At 34.5% G+C, this 18,795-nt stretch carries 19 protein-coding genes and 1 riboswitch; of the genes, 5 read left to right on the top strand and 14 right to left on the bottom strand.

All coding sequences use genetic code 11. From position 1 onward, the window contains the following. Positions 1-115 precede the first annotated feature (115 nt). Both rpmH and carB read left to right on the top strand, forming a co-directional pair. Positions 116-277 carry a 50S ribosomal protein L34 gene (rpmH, locus tag C4F50_RS23965; RefSeq protein ID WP_008464848.1) on the top strand — a complete coding sequence of 54 codons (162 nt, stop codon included), beginning with the start codon at positions 116-118 and terminating at the stop codon, positions 275-277. Positions 278-425: 148 nt separating this feature from the next. After that, on the top strand, positions 426-3,281 hold the full coding sequence (gene carB, locus C4F50_RS23970; protein ID WP_194141156.1) for a carbamoyl-phosphate synthase large subunit: 2,856 nt from the start codon (positions 426-428) through the stop codon (positions 3,279-3,281). Positions 3,282-3,335: 54 nt separating this feature from the next. Here the strand turns inward: carB and C4F50_RS23975 are convergent, their stop codons facing one another. From C4F50_RS23975 to C4F50_RS24000, 6 genes are all read right to left on the bottom strand, one after another. Further along, a complete protein-coding gene (locus C4F50_RS23975; protein ID WP_194141157.1) occupies positions 3,336-3,878 on the bottom strand; it encodes a Riean_0653 family protein in 543 nt (180 codons plus the stop codon). 186 nt (positions 3,879-4,064) lie between these two features. After that, the gene (gene yiaA / locus C4F50_RS23980; RefSeq protein ID WP_194141158.1) at positions 4,065-4,463 is read right to left on the bottom strand and encodes an inner membrane protein YiaA; all 399 of its coding nucleotides are present in this window, start codon (positions 4,461-4,463) and stop codon (positions 4,065-4,067) included. A 184-nt stretch (positions 4,464-4,647) separates the two neighbouring features. Further along, the gene (locus C4F50_RS23985) at positions 4,648-5,187 is read right to left on the bottom strand and encodes a DUF4252 domain-containing protein (protein ID WP_194141262.1); all 540 of its coding nucleotides are present in this window, start codon (positions 5,185-5,187) and stop codon (positions 4,648-4,650) included. A 2-nt stretch (positions 5,188-5,189) separates the two neighbouring features. Further along, complete coding sequence (locus C4F50_RS23990; RefSeq protein ID WP_194141263.1) at positions 5,190-5,717, bottom strand: DUF4252 domain-containing protein; 528 nt, start codon at positions 5,715-5,717, stop codon at positions 5,190-5,192. A gap of 57 nt (positions 5,718-5,774) precedes the next feature. Beyond that, the gene (locus C4F50_RS23995; protein WP_194141159.1) at positions 5,775-6,251 is read right to left on the bottom strand and encodes a hypothetical protein; all 477 of its coding nucleotides are present in this window, start codon (positions 6,249-6,251) and stop codon (positions 5,775-5,777) included. Then, entirely contained in the window at positions 6,238-6,747 is a 510-nt protein-coding gene (locus C4F50_RS24000) for an RNA polymerase sigma factor (protein WP_194141160.1), read from the bottom strand. The genes C4F50_RS23995 and C4F50_RS24000 overlap by 14 nt, the downstream gene beginning before the upstream one ends. Before the next feature lie 166 nt (positions 6,748-6,913). On the opposite strand from C4F50_RS24000, the gene C4F50_RS24005 reads away from it, so the two are divergent. Next, positions 6,914-8,386, top strand: coding sequence for a S41 family peptidase (locus C4F50_RS24005; protein WP_194141161.1), 1,473 nt, complete (start codon positions 6,914-6,916; stop codon positions 8,384-8,386). Between the two features lie 68 nt (positions 8,387-8,454). Here the strand turns inward: C4F50_RS24005 and C4F50_RS24010 are convergent, their stop codons facing one another. From C4F50_RS24010 to C4F50_RS24045, 8 genes are all read right to left on the bottom strand, one after another. Next, positions 8,455-9,492 carry a DUF5074 domain-containing protein gene (locus C4F50_RS24010; RefSeq protein WP_194141162.1) on the bottom strand — a complete coding sequence of 346 codons (1,038 nt, stop codon included), beginning with the start codon at positions 9,490-9,492 and terminating at the stop codon, positions 8,455-8,457. A gap of 3 nt (positions 9,493-9,495) precedes the next feature. Next, positions 9,496-11,349, bottom strand: coding sequence for a TonB-dependent receptor plug domain-containing protein (locus C4F50_RS24015; protein WP_194141163.1), 1,854 nt, complete (start codon positions 11,347-11,349; stop codon positions 9,496-9,498). A 28-nt stretch (positions 11,350-11,377) separates the two neighbouring features. Next, positions 11,378-11,583, bottom strand: a riboswitch (cobalamin riboswitch). A 66-nt stretch (positions 11,584-11,649) separates the two neighbouring features. Continuing rightward, positions 11,650-12,186, bottom strand: a complete 537-nt coding sequence (cobC, locus tag C4F50_RS24020) for an alpha-ribazole phosphatase (RefSeq protein ID WP_194141164.1) — start codon at positions 12,184-12,186, stop codon at positions 11,650-11,652. Further along, positions 12,171-12,968, bottom strand: coding sequence for an adenosylcobinamide-GDP ribazoletransferase (locus tag C4F50_RS24025; protein WP_194141165.1), 798 nt, complete (start codon positions 12,966-12,968; stop codon positions 12,171-12,173). Before C4F50_RS24025 ends, cobC begins: the two co-directional genes overlap by 16 nt. Before the next feature lie 208 nt (positions 12,969-13,176). Next, a complete protein-coding gene (gene tnpA / locus C4F50_RS24030; protein ID WP_194141166.1) occupies positions 13,177-13,608 on the bottom strand; it encodes an IS200/IS605 family transposase in 432 nt (143 codons plus the stop codon). A 30-nt stretch (positions 13,609-13,638) separates the two neighbouring features. Then, positions 13,639-15,315, bottom strand: a complete 1,677-nt coding sequence (gene cobT, locus C4F50_RS24035) for a nicotinate-nucleotide--dimethylbenzimidazole phosphoribosyltransferase (protein WP_194141167.1) — start codon at positions 15,313-15,315, stop codon at positions 13,639-13,641. A 154-nt stretch (positions 15,316-15,469) separates the two neighbouring features. Continuing rightward, positions 15,470-15,994, bottom strand: a complete 525-nt coding sequence (locus tag C4F50_RS24040) for a bifunctional adenosylcobinamide kinase/adenosylcobinamide-phosphate guanylyltransferase (protein WP_194141168.1) — start codon at positions 15,992-15,994, stop codon at positions 15,470-15,472. A 112-nt stretch (positions 15,995-16,106) separates the two neighbouring features. Next, on the bottom strand, positions 16,107-16,469 hold the full coding sequence (locus C4F50_RS24045; protein WP_194141169.1) for a C1orf53 family protein: 363 nt from the start codon (positions 16,467-16,469) through the stop codon (positions 16,107-16,109). Positions 16,470-16,564: 95 nt separating this feature from the next. Between C4F50_RS24045 and C4F50_RS24050 the strand changes: the two genes are divergently transcribed. Next, positions 16,565-17,707: an ABC transporter substrate-binding protein gene (locus C4F50_RS24050; protein ID WP_194141170.1), complete on the top strand. Its 1,143-nt coding sequence runs from the start codon at positions 16,565-16,567 to the stop codon at positions 17,705-17,707. Position 17,708: 1 nt separating this feature from the next. After that, on the top strand, positions 17,709-18,737 hold the full coding sequence (locus C4F50_RS24055) for an iron chelate uptake ABC transporter family permease subunit (protein ID WP_431357483.1): 1,029 nt from the start codon (positions 17,709-17,711) through the stop codon (positions 18,735-18,737). Positions 18,738-18,795 lie beyond the last annotated feature (58 nt).

Below are 18,795 nucleotides of genomic sequence, written 5' to 3' on the forward strand. Positions count from 1 at the left end.
TTATAAAAGTACTTGCCAGAAAAAAAAGTCTTTGTATATTTGCACTCGGTTTTTGAACAACGATATCCAAAACCAAAAAAGAGTTAATAGATACCATTTTTAAAGATACAAAGCAATGAGCAAAAGAACATTTCAACCATCGAAAAGAAAAAGAAGAAATAAGCACGGATTTATGGACAGAATGGCTTCTGCGAATGGAAGAAAAGTTCTAGCGCGTAGAAGAGCAAAAGGAAGACATAAATTAACTGTTTCTAGCGAGCCTAGACACAAAAAATAATGTTTGTATAAACATACATAAGGCGATTACTTTTTTAGTATCGCCTTTTTTTATACCTTGTCGGTAAAAAAAATCTCAACATTCTCGTTTAGAATAGACTACGAATGTTTTTTAGAAGACTTTATATAACTACACAATACATACAAAAATGCCTAAAGACACATCAATAAAATCAGTTTTAATTATAGGTTCAGGACCTATCGTTATTGGCCAAGCTTGCGAATTTGACTATGCGGGATCTCAATCTGCTCGTTCGATTCGTGAAGAAGGGATTGAAGTTATTTTGATAAACTCAAATCCAGCAACTATTATGACCGACCCATCTATGGCCGATCATATTTATTTGAAACCTTTGACTACAAAATCGATTATTGAAATTCTTAAGGAACACCCGCAAATTGACGCAGTTTTACCTACAATGGGAGGGCAGACAGCATTGAACTTGTGTTTGGAAGCTGAAGAAAAAGGAATCTGGCAGGATTTCGGAGTAAAATTAATTGGAGTTGATGTAAACGCTATTAATATTACAGAAGACAGAGAGCAGTTTAAACAGCTTTTAGAAAGAATAAATGTGCCAACTGCGCCTGCTAAAACAGCTACTTCTTACCTTGAAGGAAAAGAAATTGCTCAGGAATTTGGTTTTCCGCTTGTAATTCGTCCTTCGTTCACATTAGGAGGAACTGGAGCAGCAGTGGTTTACAAAAAAGAAGATTTTGACGAACTTCTAACAAGAGGTTTAGAAGCATCTCCAATTCACGAAGTTTTGATCGATAAAGCTTTGATGGGATGGAAAGAATACGAATTAGAACTTTTAAGAGATAAAAATGATAACGTAGTTATTATCTGTTCTATCGAAAACATGGATCCAATGGGAATCCATACAGGAGACTCGATCACCGTTGCACCTGCAATGACTTTATCGGATACAACTTTTCAAAAACTGAGAGATTACGCAATCTTAATGATGAGAAGTATCGGGAATTTTGCAGGAGGTTGTAACGTACAATTCGCAGTTTCTCCAGACGAAAAAGAAGATATCGTAGCAATCGAAATTAACCCTCGTGTGTCTCGTTCTTCTGCTTTAGCATCAAAAGCAACGGGTTATCCAATTGCAAAAATTGCTTCTAAACTGGCTTTAGGATACAATTTAGATGAATTGCAAAATCAAATTACAAAATCTACTTCGGCTCTTTTCGAACCAACTTTAGATTATGTAATCGTAAAAATACCACGTTGGAACTTCGATAAATTTGAAGGATCTGACAGAACTTTAGGTCTTCAGATGAAATCTGTAGGTGAGGTTATGGGAATCGGACGTTCTTTTCAGGAAGCGCTTCACAAAGCAACTCAATCTTTAGAAATTAAAAGAAATGGTTTAGGAGCTGACGGAAAAGGATACAAAGATTACGAGCAGATAATCGAAAAGCTTACTTATGCAAGCTGGGACAGAGTTTTTGTGATTTATGATGCAATAGCAATGGGAATTCCGTTGAGCAGAATTCATGAAATTACAAGAATTGACATGTGGTTCTTAAAACAATACGAAGAACTGTATGTTTTAGAGAAAGAAATTTCAAACTATAAAGTTTCTAATCTTCCAAAAGAATTATTACTAGAAGCAAAACAAAAAGGTTTTGCCGACAGACAATTGGCTCACATGATGAATTGCTTGGAAAGTGAAGTGCATACTTTACGTATGGAGCAAAAAATCAACCGTGTATTTAAATTGGTAGATACTTGTGCGGCTGAGTTTAAAGCGCAGACTCCTTATTACTATTCAACTTTTGAAGCTGAAATCGAAAAAGCAAACGGAGAGCGTTTTGTAGACAATGAAAGCGTTGTTACAGAGAAAAAGAAAGTAATTGTTTTAGGTTCTGGACCAAACAGAATCGGACAAGGAATCGAGTTTGATTACTCTTGTGTGCACGGAGTTTTGGCTGCAAAAGAATGCGGTTACGAAACAATCATGATTAACTGTAATCCTGAAACGGTTTCGACAGATTTTGATACAGCTGATAAATTATATTTTGAACCAGTTTTCTGGGAACATATTTACGATATTATCCAACACGAAAAACCAGAAGGTGTAATCGTGCAGTTAGGAGGGCAGACGGCTTTGAAATTGGCGGATAAACTTTCTAAATACGGAATCAAAATTATCGGAACTAGTTTTGATGCACTTGATTTAGCAGAAGACAGAGGACGTTTCTCTGACTTGTTGACAGAATTGCATATTCCTTTCCCAAGATTCGGAATTGCTGAAACTGCTGACGAGGCTTCAAAATTAGCAGACTCTTTAGATTTCCCGCTTTTAATTCGTCCTTCTTATGTATTAGGAGGTCAGGGAATGAAAATTGTAATCAACAAAAAAGAACTTGAAGAGCACGTTATCGATTTGTTGAAAACAATTCCAGGAAACAAATTACTTTTAGATCACTACTTAGCTGGAGCAATCGAAGCTGAAGCGGATGCTATTTGTGATGCTGACGGAAATGTGTACATCATTGGAATTATGGAACACATCGAGCCTTGCGGGGTTCACTCTGGAGATAGTAACGCAACATTGCCTCCTTTTAACTTAGGAGAATTTGTAATGCAGCAAATTAAAGATCATACGCATAAAATTGCAAGAGCTTTAAAAACAGTTGGTTTAATCAATATTCAGTTTGCGATAAAAGATGATACGGTTTACATTATCGAAGCAAACCCAAGAGCTTCTAGAACGGTTCCGTTTATTGCAAAAGCTTACGGAGAACCTTATGTAAACTACGCTACAAAAGTGATGTTAGGCCACAATAAAGTAACTGACTTTGATTTCAATCCGCAATTAAAAGGATATGCGATTAAGCAGCCGGTTTTCTCTTTCAGCAAGTTCCCGAATGTAAACAAAGCGTTAGGGCCAGAAATGAAATCGACAGGAGAAAGCATCTTGTTTATTGATGACTTAAAAGACGATCAATTCTACGAATTGTACTCTAGAAGAAAAATGTATTTGAGTAAATAATCTCGGATTCAGATATAAAAAAAGCTCCAATGAAAATTGGAGCTTTTTTGTTTCTTAGTAGGCAACATCATATTTATAATTAAAAGTGCCATCTGTAACCTGCGTTGTAACTGGATTATCCGTTCCAATTGGTTTTGAATACTCCTCAACGCAATTAAAAGAAAATGTTCCTGCTACGATTTTTGTATTTAAATCAATTGATGTTATAGATAAAGTTCCTTTGGCAGCATATTGTTTTTTGGGTTTACTATTAAATGTAAATTGTATTTGTGTTTTTGAAGCATCATAAGTTTCTGGTGTAATAGGGTAAGTGCCAATTTTTAGATCGCTTCTTTTAATGTATATAACTATTTCGTCTAATCCTTTTCTTCCCTGTAATTGAATGTATTCATTTGCAGGATAATAAGTAAATAATGGTTTTGTTGCAAAATTTGAATTGAACGGGTTGTTCATTTCCCATAAAGTTCCATCAATTTTAGCAGTCATAGCATATTTTGATGTCGGAACGGTTGGATCTTCTGGATTTTCACTGTTATCACTTGAACAACTGCTTAGAATTAAAACTAAAAAAAGAAAAAGAATTTTTGGTGTTTTCATAATTGGTATTTGTGTTATCTTGGTTGTAAATGTAGAAAAATGTTTGTTAATATTTATTTCTAATCCTCTAAATAATAAAAAATTGATGAAGTATTTATTACAATTTTTTAAAAGCCTTATTATTAGTTTTATATAAAAAAAGCTCCAATGAAAATTGGAGCTTTTTGCTTTTATTTGGTTATAAAACTATTCACTTTGACCAAAATTCATATTGTCTCTTGTGTTTTTTTGCACAGAAATGGCGCCAAACAATGCTAATAAAAATGCAAACGCATAGAAACCTTTTTCGCTTGGTAAAATAGTTGCATTCCATAATCCTACTACTAAAAGAACAATAGATAAAAGAGTTCCGAACCAGCAGATTCCGTAGTACATATCGGTTACCGGAAGTTTTTCAAGTCTGTCTCTAACACTTTTTTGAAGAGAAACAACAGCAAAAAGTCCGAACATTAAAACAGTGAAATAATATCCTTTTTCGTTCAACAGCATTTCGGCTCTGGCAAGTCCAACAATAAATCCGATTGTTCCTGCTGCAAGAGCTACCCAAGATGCTGCAATAAATGCATTCGATGTTTTTTGTATCATAATTATGGTTTAATTAGGTTATGAAATTGAGTTTTTGGCAGTTCAATCTCATTTGGTAAATGTAATTAATTTTGAGTAGCATCAAAATAAAAAAAATATTGAATTAGTAAGTTTTATCTTTCTTATTTGGTTTTTAAAAAAAGAAAGCTCCATTATTGGAGCTTTCATAAAATAAAGTAAGAAATTATTTTTTAAGTAATTGTTCTAATGGTTTCAGCTGTTCCATATCAATTTTTGATTTTTGCAGCACAGACATCAACGTCATAATATTATTCGGATTCATATTATCTCCTAAAACCCTCACGACTGCAAAACCGTTTTCTTTTCTGTTGGCAAAAATGACAAACTCTTTAATATCATCGTCACTTCCTACATAACTTACAGATGCACCGTCTTTACCCGAACCAAATTTCATCAATTCTTGATATTTCGGATCTTTTAATATGGCTTTTACTTTGGTTCTTTCGGTTTCAAATTGCGCCTGATTTGTTTGATCTGCTTTGAAAGCCAGAATATTCATTTTATCAAAAGAATTTAAAGCTTCACTTTGTTCGGCAGATAGTTTGGATTTTTCTACATTAAGAATATCCGGTGAAATGTCCACTGAGATAAAATCTTTTTTCTCTGAGTTTTCTACAAAATATTTTTGCAGAGACGGTTCAGAATTACAGCTTACTAAAGTAAGTAAGAAGAATAGGGCTGAGGTTATAACTGTCGCTTTCATCATTATTTTTTGCCTTTAGAGGCTTTTTTAAGATCAGAACCGCCTGGAAGCTGCATTTTGTCTGTTAGTACAGAGATTTCATTTAAATCAAAATTACCTGTAAGCGATAAAAGAACAGTGTCGTCATTTTTAGCACCTTCCACATACATTAGTAATTCTTTGATCTGCGTATCTGTCGCACCAGATTTTACCATTATTTTGACATTTTTTCCACTGTCGTTAATGCGCATTAGTTCTTCTAAACCAGCAGTTTTAATGTATCTATCTGCGGTAGCTTTCATATCAGCTTCTACTTTTGGATTTTTAGTTGTAAACACTTTTAAGTAATCCAGTTTCTTGATGAGATTAATGTACTGTTGTGTTTCTTTATCAGAAGCGTCTACTTTTACTTTGCTCATCAAATCGAACATTTTTTTGTTGACAATTACAGAGGTTACGTCGTCTTGACCGTCAAACTTGTCAAACGCATTTTGAGCGTAGAACAATTGTGTAAATAAGGCAAATACTAAAGTTAAAAAGATCGTTTTCATGCTAGTGGTATTATTTTTACTGTTTTCTAAGATTGTTGATTTCATTTTTGATTGATTTTATTGTTTAAATATTTTATTTTTTGATTTTTCGTATTCGTTAATGTATTGTACACTTTCAATACCTACATTAACATTGTTTGATAATAACGCTAAAGCTTTCTGCGTTGCCGCCAATGCTTCTTCAGGATTATCATAGGTTCCTAATTCTGTCTTCGAAGCCACTGCAGTGTTTGAATTATTGCTTTCGCTGACATAAAAATAAGATCCCACTCCGAGCAAAATTACAGTTGAAGCTGCAATCGATAACCACGCTGTTTTACGTTGTTTATTCCGAGTCTTCGGAAGTAGTGGAATTTCATGCGTTGATTTCTGTTCTTTTGCCTGAGAGAAATAGCCAAACATAGGTTTGTACTGCTCCAAATGCTGCGCAACATTTGATGAAGAAAAGTATTCTTTTAATTGGTTTTCTTCGGCAATAGATGTTTCTCCCTGAAAGTATTTTTCTATTATATCTTCTATTTTATTTAGTTCCATATAGATGAGTATTGGTCATTGATTCTCTAATTTTTTTTCTAGCTCTCGAAAGTGCCACTCGTATTGCAGTTTCGTTCATGTTGACAATTTTTGCTATTTCGTCAAACTCATATTGTTCTACATCCCGAAGCTGTATTAATAACTGCATTTGTTCGGGCAGCTGATTTATAATTTTTTCTACCCATTCCAGACTGTCCGTGTCTTCCAATTGTTTGTCCAGTTGCGGCTGGCGGTCTGTAAAATTATTGTGAACGATTTTTAGATTTCCTGCTCGTTTAGATTTTAACTGATCCAGACAATAATTCTTGGTCATTGTCATGGCCAGTGCTTCTACACTGTTGTAATCTTCCAGGTTTTCTTTTTTGTTCCATAATTTTACCATTACTTCCTGAGTCGCATCTTCGGCCTCTTCGGTGCTGGTAAGCAATCTTTTTGCCAGACGAAAAACTTTGTCTTTAAAAGGATTTATGAGTTCTATAAATACATTTTGGTTCATTAATCGGTTGGTTATTGATTAGCTTATAAATTCAAGACGAAGCAAGATTCTATTTGTTACAACAAAAAATATTTTTTTTTTGTTGTAAAAAAAAACTTAGGTACTGGTACAAGATAAAACTAAAGGTATTACTTTTACAATTATACCACTAAGAAACCTACACAGTATGAAAACACCTTTAAAAAGCGTTCTTTTTATTTTTCTTCTTGCCTTTTCTTTGCAGTCCTGCGAAGATAATGACGATACAGCAGCTCCCGCAGCAATACAGGTAAATGATTTTATCTGGAAAGCATTGAATGAAGTTTATTTATGGCAGGCAGATGTTCCGAACTTAGCAGATAATCGTTTTGCAAATCAGAACGAGTTAAATAATTTCTTGAAAGGGTATGCTAAACCAGAAGATTTATTCGAAGACTTATTGTACAAGCCAGAAAGTAAATTTCAAAATGGTGACGCAGTAGACCGTTTCAGCTGGATTGTTTCCGATTATACCGTACTTGAACAAGAATTAAACGGTGTTTCTAAAAATAACGGAGTTGATTTTGGATTAATGCGTGCCGCAGCTGGTTCTAATGATTTAGTTGGTTATGTACGTTATATTATTCCAAATTCTGACGCTTCTTCTAAAGCTATAAAACGAGGTGATTTGTTTCCCAAAATAAACGGAACTCAAATTACGGTTTCTAATTATCAGCAATTGTTAGGTCAGGACAGTTATACTTTAAACTTTGCAGATTATGTCGGAAGCACATTTGTGTCAAACGGAAAATCGGTTTCTTTGACTAAGACTGTTTTAGAAGAAAATCCTATTTTTATCAATAAAGTAATTACTTCAGGAAGTCATAAAATTGGTTATTTGTTGTATAATGGTTTTTATTCTGATTATGATGAAAAACTAAATCAAGCTTTTGGGGAGTTAAAATCACAAGGAATTACAGAGTTGGTTTTAGATTTACGTTATAATGGAGGAGGATCTGTTCGTACTTCAACCCGATTGGCAACCATGATTACGGGACAGTTTGGAACGAATGTGTTTTCGAAAAGACAATACAATGATAAATTGATGAGTGTTTTTAGTCCAGAAAGCTTAAACGAAAGATTTGTCTCTGATATTGACGGTAAAGCAGTAAACAGCTTAAATCTAAGTAAAATTTATATTATTACAACTGCAAGTACGGCATCTGCAAGTGAATTGATTATTAATGGTTTGAAACCTTATATCAGCGTTGTGCAGATTGGAGAAACTACTACAGGGAAAAATGTAGGTTCTTTTACGGTTTATGATTCAGATACTTATCTTACCAAAGAAGGATTGAATAAAAATCACAAATATGCAATGCAGCCATTGGTGTTTAAAATTGCTAATGCCTCTGGTTTTGGAGATTACCAGCAAGGTTTGACTGCAGATTATCCGCAGATCGAAAGAATTACAACTTATGGAGTTCTGGGAGATCCTGCTGAACCTTTGTTAAGTAAGGCTATTTCGATAATTACCGGTAATACTGCTAAAAGCAGCGGTCAGGATTCAGAAGTTACTACAATGCCTTATGTAACAGATTCGAAAATTATTAACGGACTTCGTCATGGTATGTATTTAGAAACGGCTCCGCAAGAGTTAGTAAATCTAATAAAGAAATAAAAAAAAGGCTTTCAGAAATGAAAGCCTTTTTTTGTGAATTAAACAAAAACAATTCTAAAAGTAAAAGTTTAATCGTTAAAATAGAAACCGTTTGATCCGGCTCCGGTAGTTAATTCTTTTTGTAAAGCTCCAGATAAGCTGTAGATAAATGCTTTACTGTCTGCTCCAAATTTTGCATCAGCAATATAAATGCGGTTATCATTAACAGTAAAACCATATACGTAGCTTGCATCCGAAGTAAATAATGGTGCTGTCGCAGCTGTTGTAGCACTTAGGCCAATAGAATAAACTGCATTTGAAGCTGTATAATAAACTTTATTATCTTCAATATCCAAGAAACCAGCTTCTCCAATACTAGCAGGAAGTGCAATACGAGAAACAGCTTTATCAGCTATTTTTATTTTTACAATTTCACCTGCAGCTTGGTAAGGTTTTCTTAAAATGAAGATTATTCCATCTTCTTCTTCAATAGAATCTCCGTCATAACCAATTGTTACAGGAGTTTCAAGCGCTTTTGATGCAATGTTATAGATTAACATTTTGTCATTATAGGTGTCTGTAATATAAAGTTTTCCATTTTCCTCAATAACTCTATTTGCTGTTGCGTTTAAAGCTACTTTAGATTCTACAGTGTTTGTCGACAAGTTGATTACTGCAATGTAGTCGTCTGTATCGCCACTTACAGGATTATCATACGAATAGGTGTTTGCGTTGATCACATACGCTTTTCCGTCTTTAACAACGCCATATCTTGGCGCAGCAAGATCAGAATCTATTTTTGCAATTAATTTAAATGTATAACGATTTACTACGTTAATTACATTAGATCCGCCTGCAATGATATACGCTCTGTCTCCGCTAAAAAAGATATTTTGTAAATATCCTCCAACTGCATCAGTTCCATTTTCTGTTTTGTAAACATCTTTAGTAAAAGAGCTAAAATCATTACTTGAGAAAGAAATAGTTCCAAGGCTTTTACTTCCTTCATTCAAAATGAAAAAACCATTGTCATAAGCACCTTTTGGAGTATCATTATCATCATCACTTGAACAAGAAACGAATACTGAAATGCTTAAAGCTATTAAAAGTAATTTGCTGAACTTCATATATTAAAATTTTAAGGTTATATACATATTAAAATTGCGACCCGGCATTGGTCTGTTTTCTAAGCTTTCATAATTTTTATTTAAGAGGTTTAAAACCTGAAAGCCCAGTTTAAAAGAATCTAAAAATTTAAAATCATAGTCGATTCCAATGTTAGAAACAGTATAATCGTTTATGATATCGGCAGAATTATTATCAGCAGTTGTATAAACAAAACCATTGTAGAGAACCTGATAATAGGCATTCATCCTATTTCTGGAATAAGAAACAGCTCCCGTCGCTTTATGAAACGGCACATAGAAAATCTGATTTTTAGTTTTGCTGTCTTCTGAAATAGTATAAGCATAAGTTGCATTTACTGCAAAAGTATTCTTGCCATATCTTTTTGTCCAGTTAATTAAAGTTTCTGTTCCGTAACTGTTAACTTTATCCTGATTTACTGGAGCCCAAAGACCGCCCGGTCCTGGAACCCATTGCAGCATATCTTTTACTTTTATGTAATAAAAGTTCTGCGTACAATTGATATTTTTAAATGTGAAGACATTACCAATTTCTCCCTGATAAGAACTTTCTGGTTTCAAATCTGGATTTCCTCCGGTTTCCCAATACAAATCATTATAAGTCGGAATTCTGAAATTTCTGGAAACATTCAGTTTTAAATTGTACCAGTCGTTTAATTTATAAGAAGAACCAAAATTGAATAAAAGTGGTGATTTGTAATTGTTTGTAAATTCTTTTCTAACGCCAAGTTCGGTTTTCCATTTACTTCCAATATCTTGTCTTAGTAATAAAGAAGCAGAACTTATTTCGCGAACATGGTTTCCAAAGCTGGTTCCGTAACCATTTGTTCTGCTGTAATCTATGATTCCGTTGATTTGAGTAGATTTAAATAAAGTATAATCAAGATCTAGTTTTGTTATAAGGTTTTCGGTTTTCCCGTATGAATAATTTTTAGAATCAATGTTTCCAAAATATTGATAGTTTTCAAAAATATAAGCCGTTTTAAAATTGGTTTTCAATTTCCCGAAATTCCCATCATATTCAAGAAGATTTCTATTAAAACCGTTAACGTATTTGGTTTTAGTATCTGTTTCGGTAATGAGAGAAGTATTGCGGTCTGTATTTGAAGTTTGGCTGTACAGCTTTAAAATATTGTTATCGTTTATTTTATAACCAACATTTGCACTTAAGGTAATAATGTCGTACTGGCCATTTTGATTCCAACGTTGTTCGCCTCTCCAAGTGTATCGATTTAAATATTTATAATCGTTTGTTGAGCTGTTTTTAGAGAAACCAATTTGAGTACTCCATTTTTTGTTTGAAATAGAAGTTTTGTAATTAATTCCAATCGTATTAAAGCTGCCATAATCTAGTTTTAAGTTATTCTCAAACCGATTAAAAAACAACAAATCGTTATTTAAGTGAACTGTTCCTCCAATTGCCCCACTTCCATAAATTACACTTCCTCCACCGGCTTTTACACTAATAGAATTATAATCGGAACCTGAAATAGTATTAAAATCAGTGCTTCCATTCATTTGCGAATTGATATTGATTCCGTTCCAAATTACTGCAGTTTGAGAAGAAGTTGTTCCTCTGAAAGAAACCGTAGAAAGCATACCACGGCCATATTCTTTGAAATATAAAGTGGAATTAAAGTTTAATAAATCAGTAAGTAAGGCTTCATTTTTATTGATAACAGAATCATTAAGCTTCAAAACGGATTGAGAAGCGGAATACTTTTTTAAATTTTTGTCTGAAACGTAAACTTCTTTTAAATTGGTAATAGTATCGTTCTGCGCCAAGGAAATCTGGCACAAGAAAAGCAAACAAAAAGCAAACCTTAATTTTATAGTCATAAATTTCTACACTCTTTTTCCCGAGAGCTCGATATTAGTTACAAAGGCAGGTCTCCTGGCTTGCGTCTTGTTGTCTTTCCTTCCCATCACGCAGTTCGTGACAGTGGTTTGCAGTAACAACAAGCATTCGTTTTAGAACTAAGCTCACAGTTGCGGGTACAGCTCAAGATTATACTTGATTCCCTTTTAATGCGTTTTTTTTATAAAAACACAACCTTAAATTTGTGCAAAGATAAAGTTAAAACTATCGATTTTTCAAATTTGTTTCACATTTTAAGCCAAATTCTAAACAAAACATCGTTAGACCTCAATTCTAATAACCTCGCCAAAATCGACATTATTTTGAAAAGCATCTTTTAACGGTAAAGAAGTTTGATGGCATAAGATACTTCTGATAATTCCGGCATGCGCCACAATTATAATCGGCTGCAAAACGTCTTTTGAGGTTTTTTCATTTAAAAAAGATTTTGTTCTTTCATGAAGTTCAGTAAACGATTCGCCATTCGAAACTTTTATGTTTACAAAATCTTCCATCCACGGATTTAATTGTTCCTGCGGAATTTCATTCCAAGAAACCATTTCCCAGTCTCCAAAATTCATTTCCATTAAACGACGATCTTTTTGGTAAGAATCAATTTTTATATTGTTCTTAATATAGTCTGCTAAAAGCACACATCGTTTAAGCGGACTTGAAAATAATACTGCTTCTGAAGGTAATTGAGAAAGTATATTTTTAAAAACTTCTTCAAATGGTTCGGCTATATTTACATCGGTTTGTCCGTAGCAGATGCCTTTTTCGCAAACCGTTTCGGTATGACGGATTAAATAAATTTCCATAAAATTAAAATGCTGAGGTAAATGATTACTTCACAAACTTGCTGCGCCGCTCCAAGACAATCTCCCGTATAACCGTCAATCCATTTTTGAAAATAACGCGCCAAAAAAAAGCGGGTTAAAAAGACTGGAATCAAAATCAGAATAAACAAATGATAAAAATAAGAAAGCACGATCAAAGGCAGTAAACCAAACAAAAAAGCACCAAAAACTTCTTTCCAGCTGTATTGCTGCGCTATGGGTTTGCTTTTGCTCGAAGCATCGTCACGAGAATATTCATGCGTAAAAATAATACTTACAGCCGATAAGCGACTTAATGAATGAGCGGTTATAAACAACAAAAGAATGACAAAAGGAAAATAAGAATTGTTTGTTTTGAAAACGGAAACCGTCTCAGACAGTAGTTTGAATTTTAAAAGAAAAAGTAAAACGAGTCCAATAGCTCCGTAGGCTCCAATGGCACTGTCTTTCATAATGGTCAGGATTTTTTCTTTCGTCCATCCGCCGCCAAAACCATCACAAACATCTGCAAAACCATCTTCATGAAAAGCACCTGTTGTTAAAACAGAAGCAATTATTGCCAAAATAACAGAAGCATCGACTGATACGAAAAAAGAAAACACATAAAAAAAGAAAAAAGAAATGCTTCCAACAATCCATCCAATAAAAGGAAAATATCGTGTGGCTTTATTTAAATAATCAGGATGATGTGTGATGCTTTTTGGACATGGAATCCGAGTGTAAAACATTAAACAGGTAAAAAAAATATGGAGTTCTTTTTTCATTTAGATTGGGGGTTATTTGGCTAAAGCCTTTTTAGTGATCAATATTTAATACCAACATCTAAAGATGTTGGCAATTCAATTTTTAGGATTGAAAATGTTTTTCAATCAAATTTATTGATTTTCGTGAAACAGAATATTTTTGAATTGCCTCCAGATTTATCTGGAGGTTAAAAAAAAATGAGATCATCAGGGCTTTAGCCAAATTCTATTAAGATATTTTAAATCCAAACTTGTTCATGAATTCATCATATTCTTCCTGAAATGTTCTCTTCTTGTGATGTTCTTCCTGATTTTTAATGTAATCTCGCACTCTCCCAACAATAGATTCCGATAGAGAAACTGCAAAATATTCATCCTGCCATTCAAATTTTTCTTTGATTAAATTATTTTTATTAATCCAATATGAAGATTCGCCTTTTAATAACTGAATTACTTTTTGAATCGTTTGATCTGTTCCTAAAGAAATTAAACAATGACAATGGTCTGAAAAACCACTTATAAAATCAATATAAATACCTTTTTGCAGTGCATTTTCTTTAATATGCTGCCAGACTTTTTGGCGTAAATCAATTGAGTTTAAAAATGGGAATCTATTTTTAGTACTCCAGACACAGTGAACATGAATTTTAACGAAAGGCATATTTTTTCTCTTGCAAAAGTAAGAATTGTTTTATTTTCTGCTCACTCCAGCACTTTCAAAACTTGCCATTTCATTCAAAAAAGCTTCAGCCGATTTTAGAATCGGAAGAGCAATGGCACAGCCCGTGCCTTCGCCCAAGCGCAAATCTAAATCTAAAACTGGTTGAGCGTCTAGATAGTCTAATAATTTCTGATGCGCTTTCTCAGCCGAACAATGGCAGAAAACAGCATTTTGCTTGATTTTCGGATTTATTTTGAAAGCAATCAAGAAAGCTGTTGTACAGATAAAACCATCAACTAAAATAAGCATATTATTTTCAAAAGCACTCAGCATACCGCCCGCCATTTGTATGATTTCGAAACCGCCAAAATAAGCCAGCTGCTGATTTAATTCGGCTTGACCAGAATAATTTTCGATAGCTTTTTTCAGGATATTTTGTTTTTCGATCAATTTCTCTTCAGAAACGCCTGTACCTTTTCCGGTACATTCTTCAATAGAAAAACCAGTTAAAAGACTCATTAAAACAGAAGCAGTTGTAGTGTTTCCAATTCCCATTTCGCCAAAACCAATACAATTGCACCCCGTTTTTGCAATAGCGGCGACAACAGATTTTCCTTTTTCAAAACACAATTCTAATTCCCTTTCGCACATTGCCGGCGCATGCAGAAAAGACTGCGTACCGTTTGCAATTTTAGCATTTATCAGCTTACTATTGGTCGGAAAATCATAATTAACTCCTGCATCAACGATTGATAATTGAATGTCGTTTTGCTTGCAGAAAACATTTATTGCCGCGCCGCCGTTCAAGAAATTAGTAACCATCTGTCGGGTCACATCTTGCGGATATACGCTTACACCATGATTAGCGATTCCGTGATCGGCTGCAAAAACCACTATATTTGGCTTTGTAATCTTCGGATTTAAAGTTCCAAAAACAGATGCGATTTGGAATGCCAGGGATTCTAAAGTGCCTAATGCGCCCAGCGGTTTGGTTTTAGAATCAATTTTATCTTGCAAAAGAGTTTCAAAATTATCTGCTCTCTTTTTTTCCGGGGCTGCAACAGCGTTGTGTTCAAAAGTTTTTTTTAAGTGAAGACTTGTAATTTCTTTACAGTCTGGTGCTTCCGATTTTTGTTTCCAATGCAGTTGCTGCAACATGGGCTGATTGTTGTAGTTTGTCGCTGGTTTTCCGATACAGAAATAGCCCAGAGGTTCAATATTTTCGGGCAGATCCAGGATTTTTTTAAATTGGTAATAATTTAAAATAGAAACCCATCCCATACCGTAACCCTGTTCTGTAAGCGAAAGCCAGATGTTTTGTGCCGCACAGACCGAGCTGAATTTTACTGCTTCGTTACTGCCGATTGTGCCAATGGTAAATTGATTTAAAACAGAACGATCGTAAGCAATTATAAGGCCGATTGGAGCTTCTTCGATCGCTTCTAGTTTGAGCGAATTATACAATTCTTTTTGTTCGGGATTGTCTGTTAAAGAGGCTGCTTTTTGATTGTATTCTAAAAATAAGTCTTTTATTGCTGTTTTTACTTCATCCGATTTTATGAGAAAATAACGAGTAGCGTCTGTCAGCCCGACCGATGGCGCCCAATGTCCGGCTCGAAGCGCTTTTTCAATCACTTCGTCTGGAACGTCATCTTGGGTAAAATGCCGGGTATCGCGGCGGGATTTTAGTATATCGTCTAGATTCATTTAAATTCCAATTTATAAATTCTAATAAATAGTCAATTTCACGATTGACATTTGCTTAGTTCTTAAGTAAAGATACTTTACAATATTGGAATTTGCCGTTTAGCAGCTTTAATTTTCTCAAAAAATTAAGAAGCTGAAGTTTGGAATATGGAATTTATAATTTAGAATTTTTCCCCTTAATTATCACTGGAATTCCAGAAATCAGTAAAACAACCTGCTCTGCTTTTGAAGCCAAAAACTGATTCATCCAGCCTTGAAGTTCAACAAATTTTCGCCCCATATGAGTTTCCGCATGAACACCCATTCCGATTTCGTTGGTAACAATAATTATGTTTGTGCCTTTCTGATTTGCGATTGCTTCAAATTCTTTTTTGGCTTCCTCCAGACTCAAATCAACATCATTATTATTGTCTACAAAAAAATTAGTCAGCCAAAGCGTAACACAGTCAATCAAAGCTGTTTTTTCAGAAAGATCAATCTCACTCAAGTATTTTTCTTTTTCTATATTAGTCCAGCGATGATCCCGTTCTGATTGATGGCGATTAATTCGGAGTTGAAAATCATCATCCCATTTTCTTGCAGTAGCAACATAAATTGGAGTACTTGAAAGTTCTAAAGCCAGATTCTGTGCATAAGTGCTTTTGCCAGATCGTTCCCCGCCGGTAATTAAGTAGATCATTTTTTTTCTGTGAAATGTTATTTGTGAGATGAAAAGGTAAAATTAAGGATCTGTTTAGTAAATAAAAAGTTTTTTACAAACGGCCTTTCATGCATAAAATTTTACAAGTGGGTTAATAAGGACAATGCCGGCAGTTGTTGCCGCAGCAGCTTCCCCTTTTAAGATGAAACCAGGTTTTAAAAACATAATTTCCGTTTTCGATATAATAATCAATTCCTTCGATAAGTTTTTCTGTTTTAGGAAGTGTCTGGGCTTTATTAGCAGCAGCTTTTTCAGGTGTTATTGTCTCTACGTATGCCTCTATTTTGTCTTCACAAGCTTCTTTAAAGCAAGAGGGACATAGACAGTCTCCGCCTTCCGTAAGACTAAAAATAGGAGGAAAGTCATTGCACCAGCATTTATTTTCGGTAGAAATATCTCCACAGCTGAAAGTATTATCACAACCGGAACATTTTTTTGTTTTGACTGCATTCATCAAATAAAAATATTATTTGTTTAAATTTGTAAGAATAAAGATAAACAAAAAAAATAGAAATTGATTTACCTTTGCTAAGATACAAAACGCAAAATATGAAATATTTTTTATCTAAAATCCTTCTTGTTTTTTCGCTTTTTCTGCTTGTCGGCTGTAAAAAGAATGAAACGCAAAATCTTGTAATTGCCCCTATTGCTAAGAGCAGCATCGAATATGCCTCTGGACTTTCGATTGTAAAATACGAAGGTTATTCTGTTGTAAATGTGATAAATCCGTGGCCAAATGCGGCTAAAAATTTCACTTATGTTTTAAAAGAAAAAGAAGCTAAGATTCCAGACAGCTTACAAAAATATACTACAATCAAAGTACCATTAGAATCCGTTGTGGTTACTTCTACAACCAATATTCCGTTTTTAGAAATGCTTGAAGTGGAGAATAAACTAGTTGGTTTTCCGCATACAGATTACATTTCTTCAGAAAAAACCAGAAAACGTATTGATGAAGGTTCTGTTAAAAATGTTGGACAAAATGAAAAACTAAACATCGAACAATTGATTGATTTGGCACCTGATTTAATAGTAACTTTTGGTGTAGACAATAATAATCCGATGTTGGATAATTTAAAGAAAAGCGGTTTAAATGTTTTGATTCAAGGTGATTGGATGGAGCAATCGCCGCTTGGAAAAGCAGAATGGATCAAACTTTACGGCGCCTTATTCGGCAAAGAAGAAAAAGCCGCAGAACTATTTAATAAAATTGTAGAAAGTTATAATCAGGCAAAAAAACTAACAGCCGATAAGCCTGCTTCTGCAACCGTATTGTATGGCTCAATGTATGAGGATGTCTGGTATGTGGCAAAAGGAAAAAGCTGGGTTGCCCAGTTTATGAAAGATGCCAAAGCAAACTATCTATGGTCAGATCTTGATGGAACAGGAAGCGAAGGTTTGTCTTTTGAAAAAGTTTTGGACAAAGCCAAAACGGCACAGGTCTGGGTTGCTTCTGGTTCTGCAAAAACGCTGGACGAATTAGGAAAAAGCAATCCGCATTATACCGAATTCGATGCTTTTAAGAATAAAAATGTATACTCTTTTGAAACTAAATTGGGAGCAACCGGCGGTACTGTTTATTATGAATTGTCGCCAAGCCGTCCAGATTTGGTATTAAAAGATTATATCAAAATTCTTCATCCCGATTTAATGCCTAGCTACGAATTTACTTTTGCAACCAAACTGAATTAAATTGGCAGATAAAAAACGAAATACCATTTTGTTTGTTTTACTTGGTCTAGGGCTTGTATTTATGTTTTTTTCGAGCATAAGTTTAGGGTCGGTAAATATTCCGTTCAAAGAAGTGTATTCGAGTTTAACAGGAAGCCACGCCAGCAAATCGAGTTGGGAATACATTATTATAAATTACCGATTACCCAAAGCCATTACGGCCGTTTTGGTTGGTGTCGGATTGTCTATAAGCGGTCTCTTGATGCAGACGCTCTTTAGAAATCCGCTCGCAGGACCTTATGTACTGGGGCTTAGTTCAGGTGCCAGTCTTGGTGTTGCTTTTGTAATTTTGGGAGCCGGATTACTGCCTTCCTTTTTGCAGACCATCGCCTTGTCTTCTTACGGAATTGTCTTGGCTTCGACTCTGGGCAGTACTTTGGTTTTATTATTAGTTTTGGTTGTTTCGCAAAGATTGCGAGACACAATGGCTATCTTAATTGTCGGATTAATGTTCGGAAGTTTTACTACCGCAATTGTATCGGTTTTAACTTATTTTAGTACAGCAGAACAATTGCAGAAATTTACATTCTGGTCAATGGGAAGTTTAGGAAATCTTTCGTGGTCGACTATCGGGATTTTAGCCATTTCAGTCCTCATCGGACTTTTATTAAGCGCCGGCAGCATCAAACCTTTAAACGCATTGCTTTTGGGCGAGAACTATGCCAAAAGCATGGGATTAAATTTTAAAAAAGCACGTTTGATTATCATATTTGCAACCAGTATTCTGGCAGGAAGCATCACTGCTTTTGCAGGACCAATTGCTTTTGTAGGCTTAGCAGTGCCGCACATTGCAAAGCTCACTTTTCAGACCAGCAACCATACGGTATTGTTTTGGAGCACTTTGTTTTTTGGAGCAATTATAATGCTGTTTTGCGATATTGTTTCAGAAATGCCAGGCTTTGAAGTTACACTTCCCATAAATGCAATTACGTCTATAATCGGGGCACCAGTTGTGATTTGGCTTTTAGTTAGAAAAAGAAATTTCAAATAAAATAGTTTAATCCCTCAATCTGTAATAAAGCTTAGAAAATTAGTGACTTAGCGGCTAT

It is taken from the genome of Flavobacterium hungaricum (assembly GCF_015182285.1).
Classification (GTDB): Bacteria; Bacteroidota; Bacteroidia; order Flavobacteriales; family Flavobacteriaceae; genus Flavobacterium; species Flavobacterium hungaricum.

Coding starts and splice junctions, on each gene's coding strand:
- rpmH (WP_008464848.1), top strand. CDS start 116: ATGAGCAAAAGAACATTTCAACCATCGAAAAGAAAAAGAAGAAATAAG.
- carB (WP_194141156.1), top strand. CDS start 426: ATGCCTAAAGACACATCAATAAAATCAGTTTTAATTATAGGTTCAGGA.
- C4F50_RS23975 (WP_194141157.1), bottom strand. CDS start 3,878: ATGAAAACACCAAAAATTCTTTTTCTTTTTTTAGTTTTAATTCTAAGC.
- yiaA (WP_194141158.1), bottom strand. CDS start 4,463: ATGATACAAAAAACATCGAATGCATTTATTGCAGCATCTTGGGTAGCT.
- C4F50_RS23985 (WP_194141262.1), bottom strand. CDS start 5,187: ATGAAAGCGACAGTTATAACCTCAGCCCTATTCTTCTTACTTACTTTA.
- C4F50_RS23990 (WP_194141263.1), bottom strand. CDS start 5,717: ATGAAAACGATCTTTTTAACTTTAGTATTTGCCTTATTTACACAATTG.
- C4F50_RS23995 (WP_194141159.1), bottom strand. CDS start 6,251: ATGGAACTAAATAAAATAGAAGATATAATAGAAAAATACTTTCAGGGA.
- C4F50_RS24000 (WP_194141160.1), bottom strand. CDS start 6,747: ATGAACCAAAATGTATTTATAGAACTCATAAATCCTTTTAAAGACAAA.
- C4F50_RS24005 (WP_194141161.1), top strand. CDS start 6,914: ATGAAAACACCTTTAAAAAGCGTTCTTTTTATTTTTCTTCTTGCCTTT.
- C4F50_RS24010 (WP_194141162.1), bottom strand. CDS start 9,492: ATGAAGTTCAGCAAATTACTTTTAATAGCTTTAAGCATTTCAGTATTC.
- C4F50_RS24015 (WP_194141163.1), bottom strand. CDS start 11,349: ATGACTATAAAATTAAGGTTTGCTTTTTGTTTGCTTTTCTTGTGCCAG.
- cobC (WP_194141164.1), bottom strand. CDS start 12,186: ATGGAAATTTATTTAATCCGTCATACCGAAACGGTTTGCGAAAAAGGC.
- C4F50_RS24025 (WP_194141165.1), bottom strand. CDS start 12,968: ATGAAAAAAGAACTCCATATTTTTTTTACCTGTTTAATGTTTTACACT.
- tnpA (WP_194141166.1), bottom strand. CDS start 13,608: ATGCCTTTCGTTAAAATTCATGTTCACTGTGTCTGGAGTACTAAAAAT.
- cobT (WP_194141167.1), bottom strand. CDS start 15,315: ATGAATCTAGACGATATACTAAAATCCCGCCGCGATACCCGGCATTTT.
- C4F50_RS24040 (WP_194141168.1), bottom strand. CDS start 15,994: ATGATCTACTTAATTACCGGCGGGGAACGATCTGGCAAAAGCACTTAT.
- C4F50_RS24045 (WP_194141169.1), bottom strand. CDS start 16,469: ATGAATGCAGTCAAAACAAAAAAATGTTCCGGTTGTGATAATACTTTC.
- C4F50_RS24050 (WP_194141170.1), top strand. CDS start 16,565: ATGAAATATTTTTTATCTAAAATCCTTCTTGTTTTTTCGCTTTTTCTG.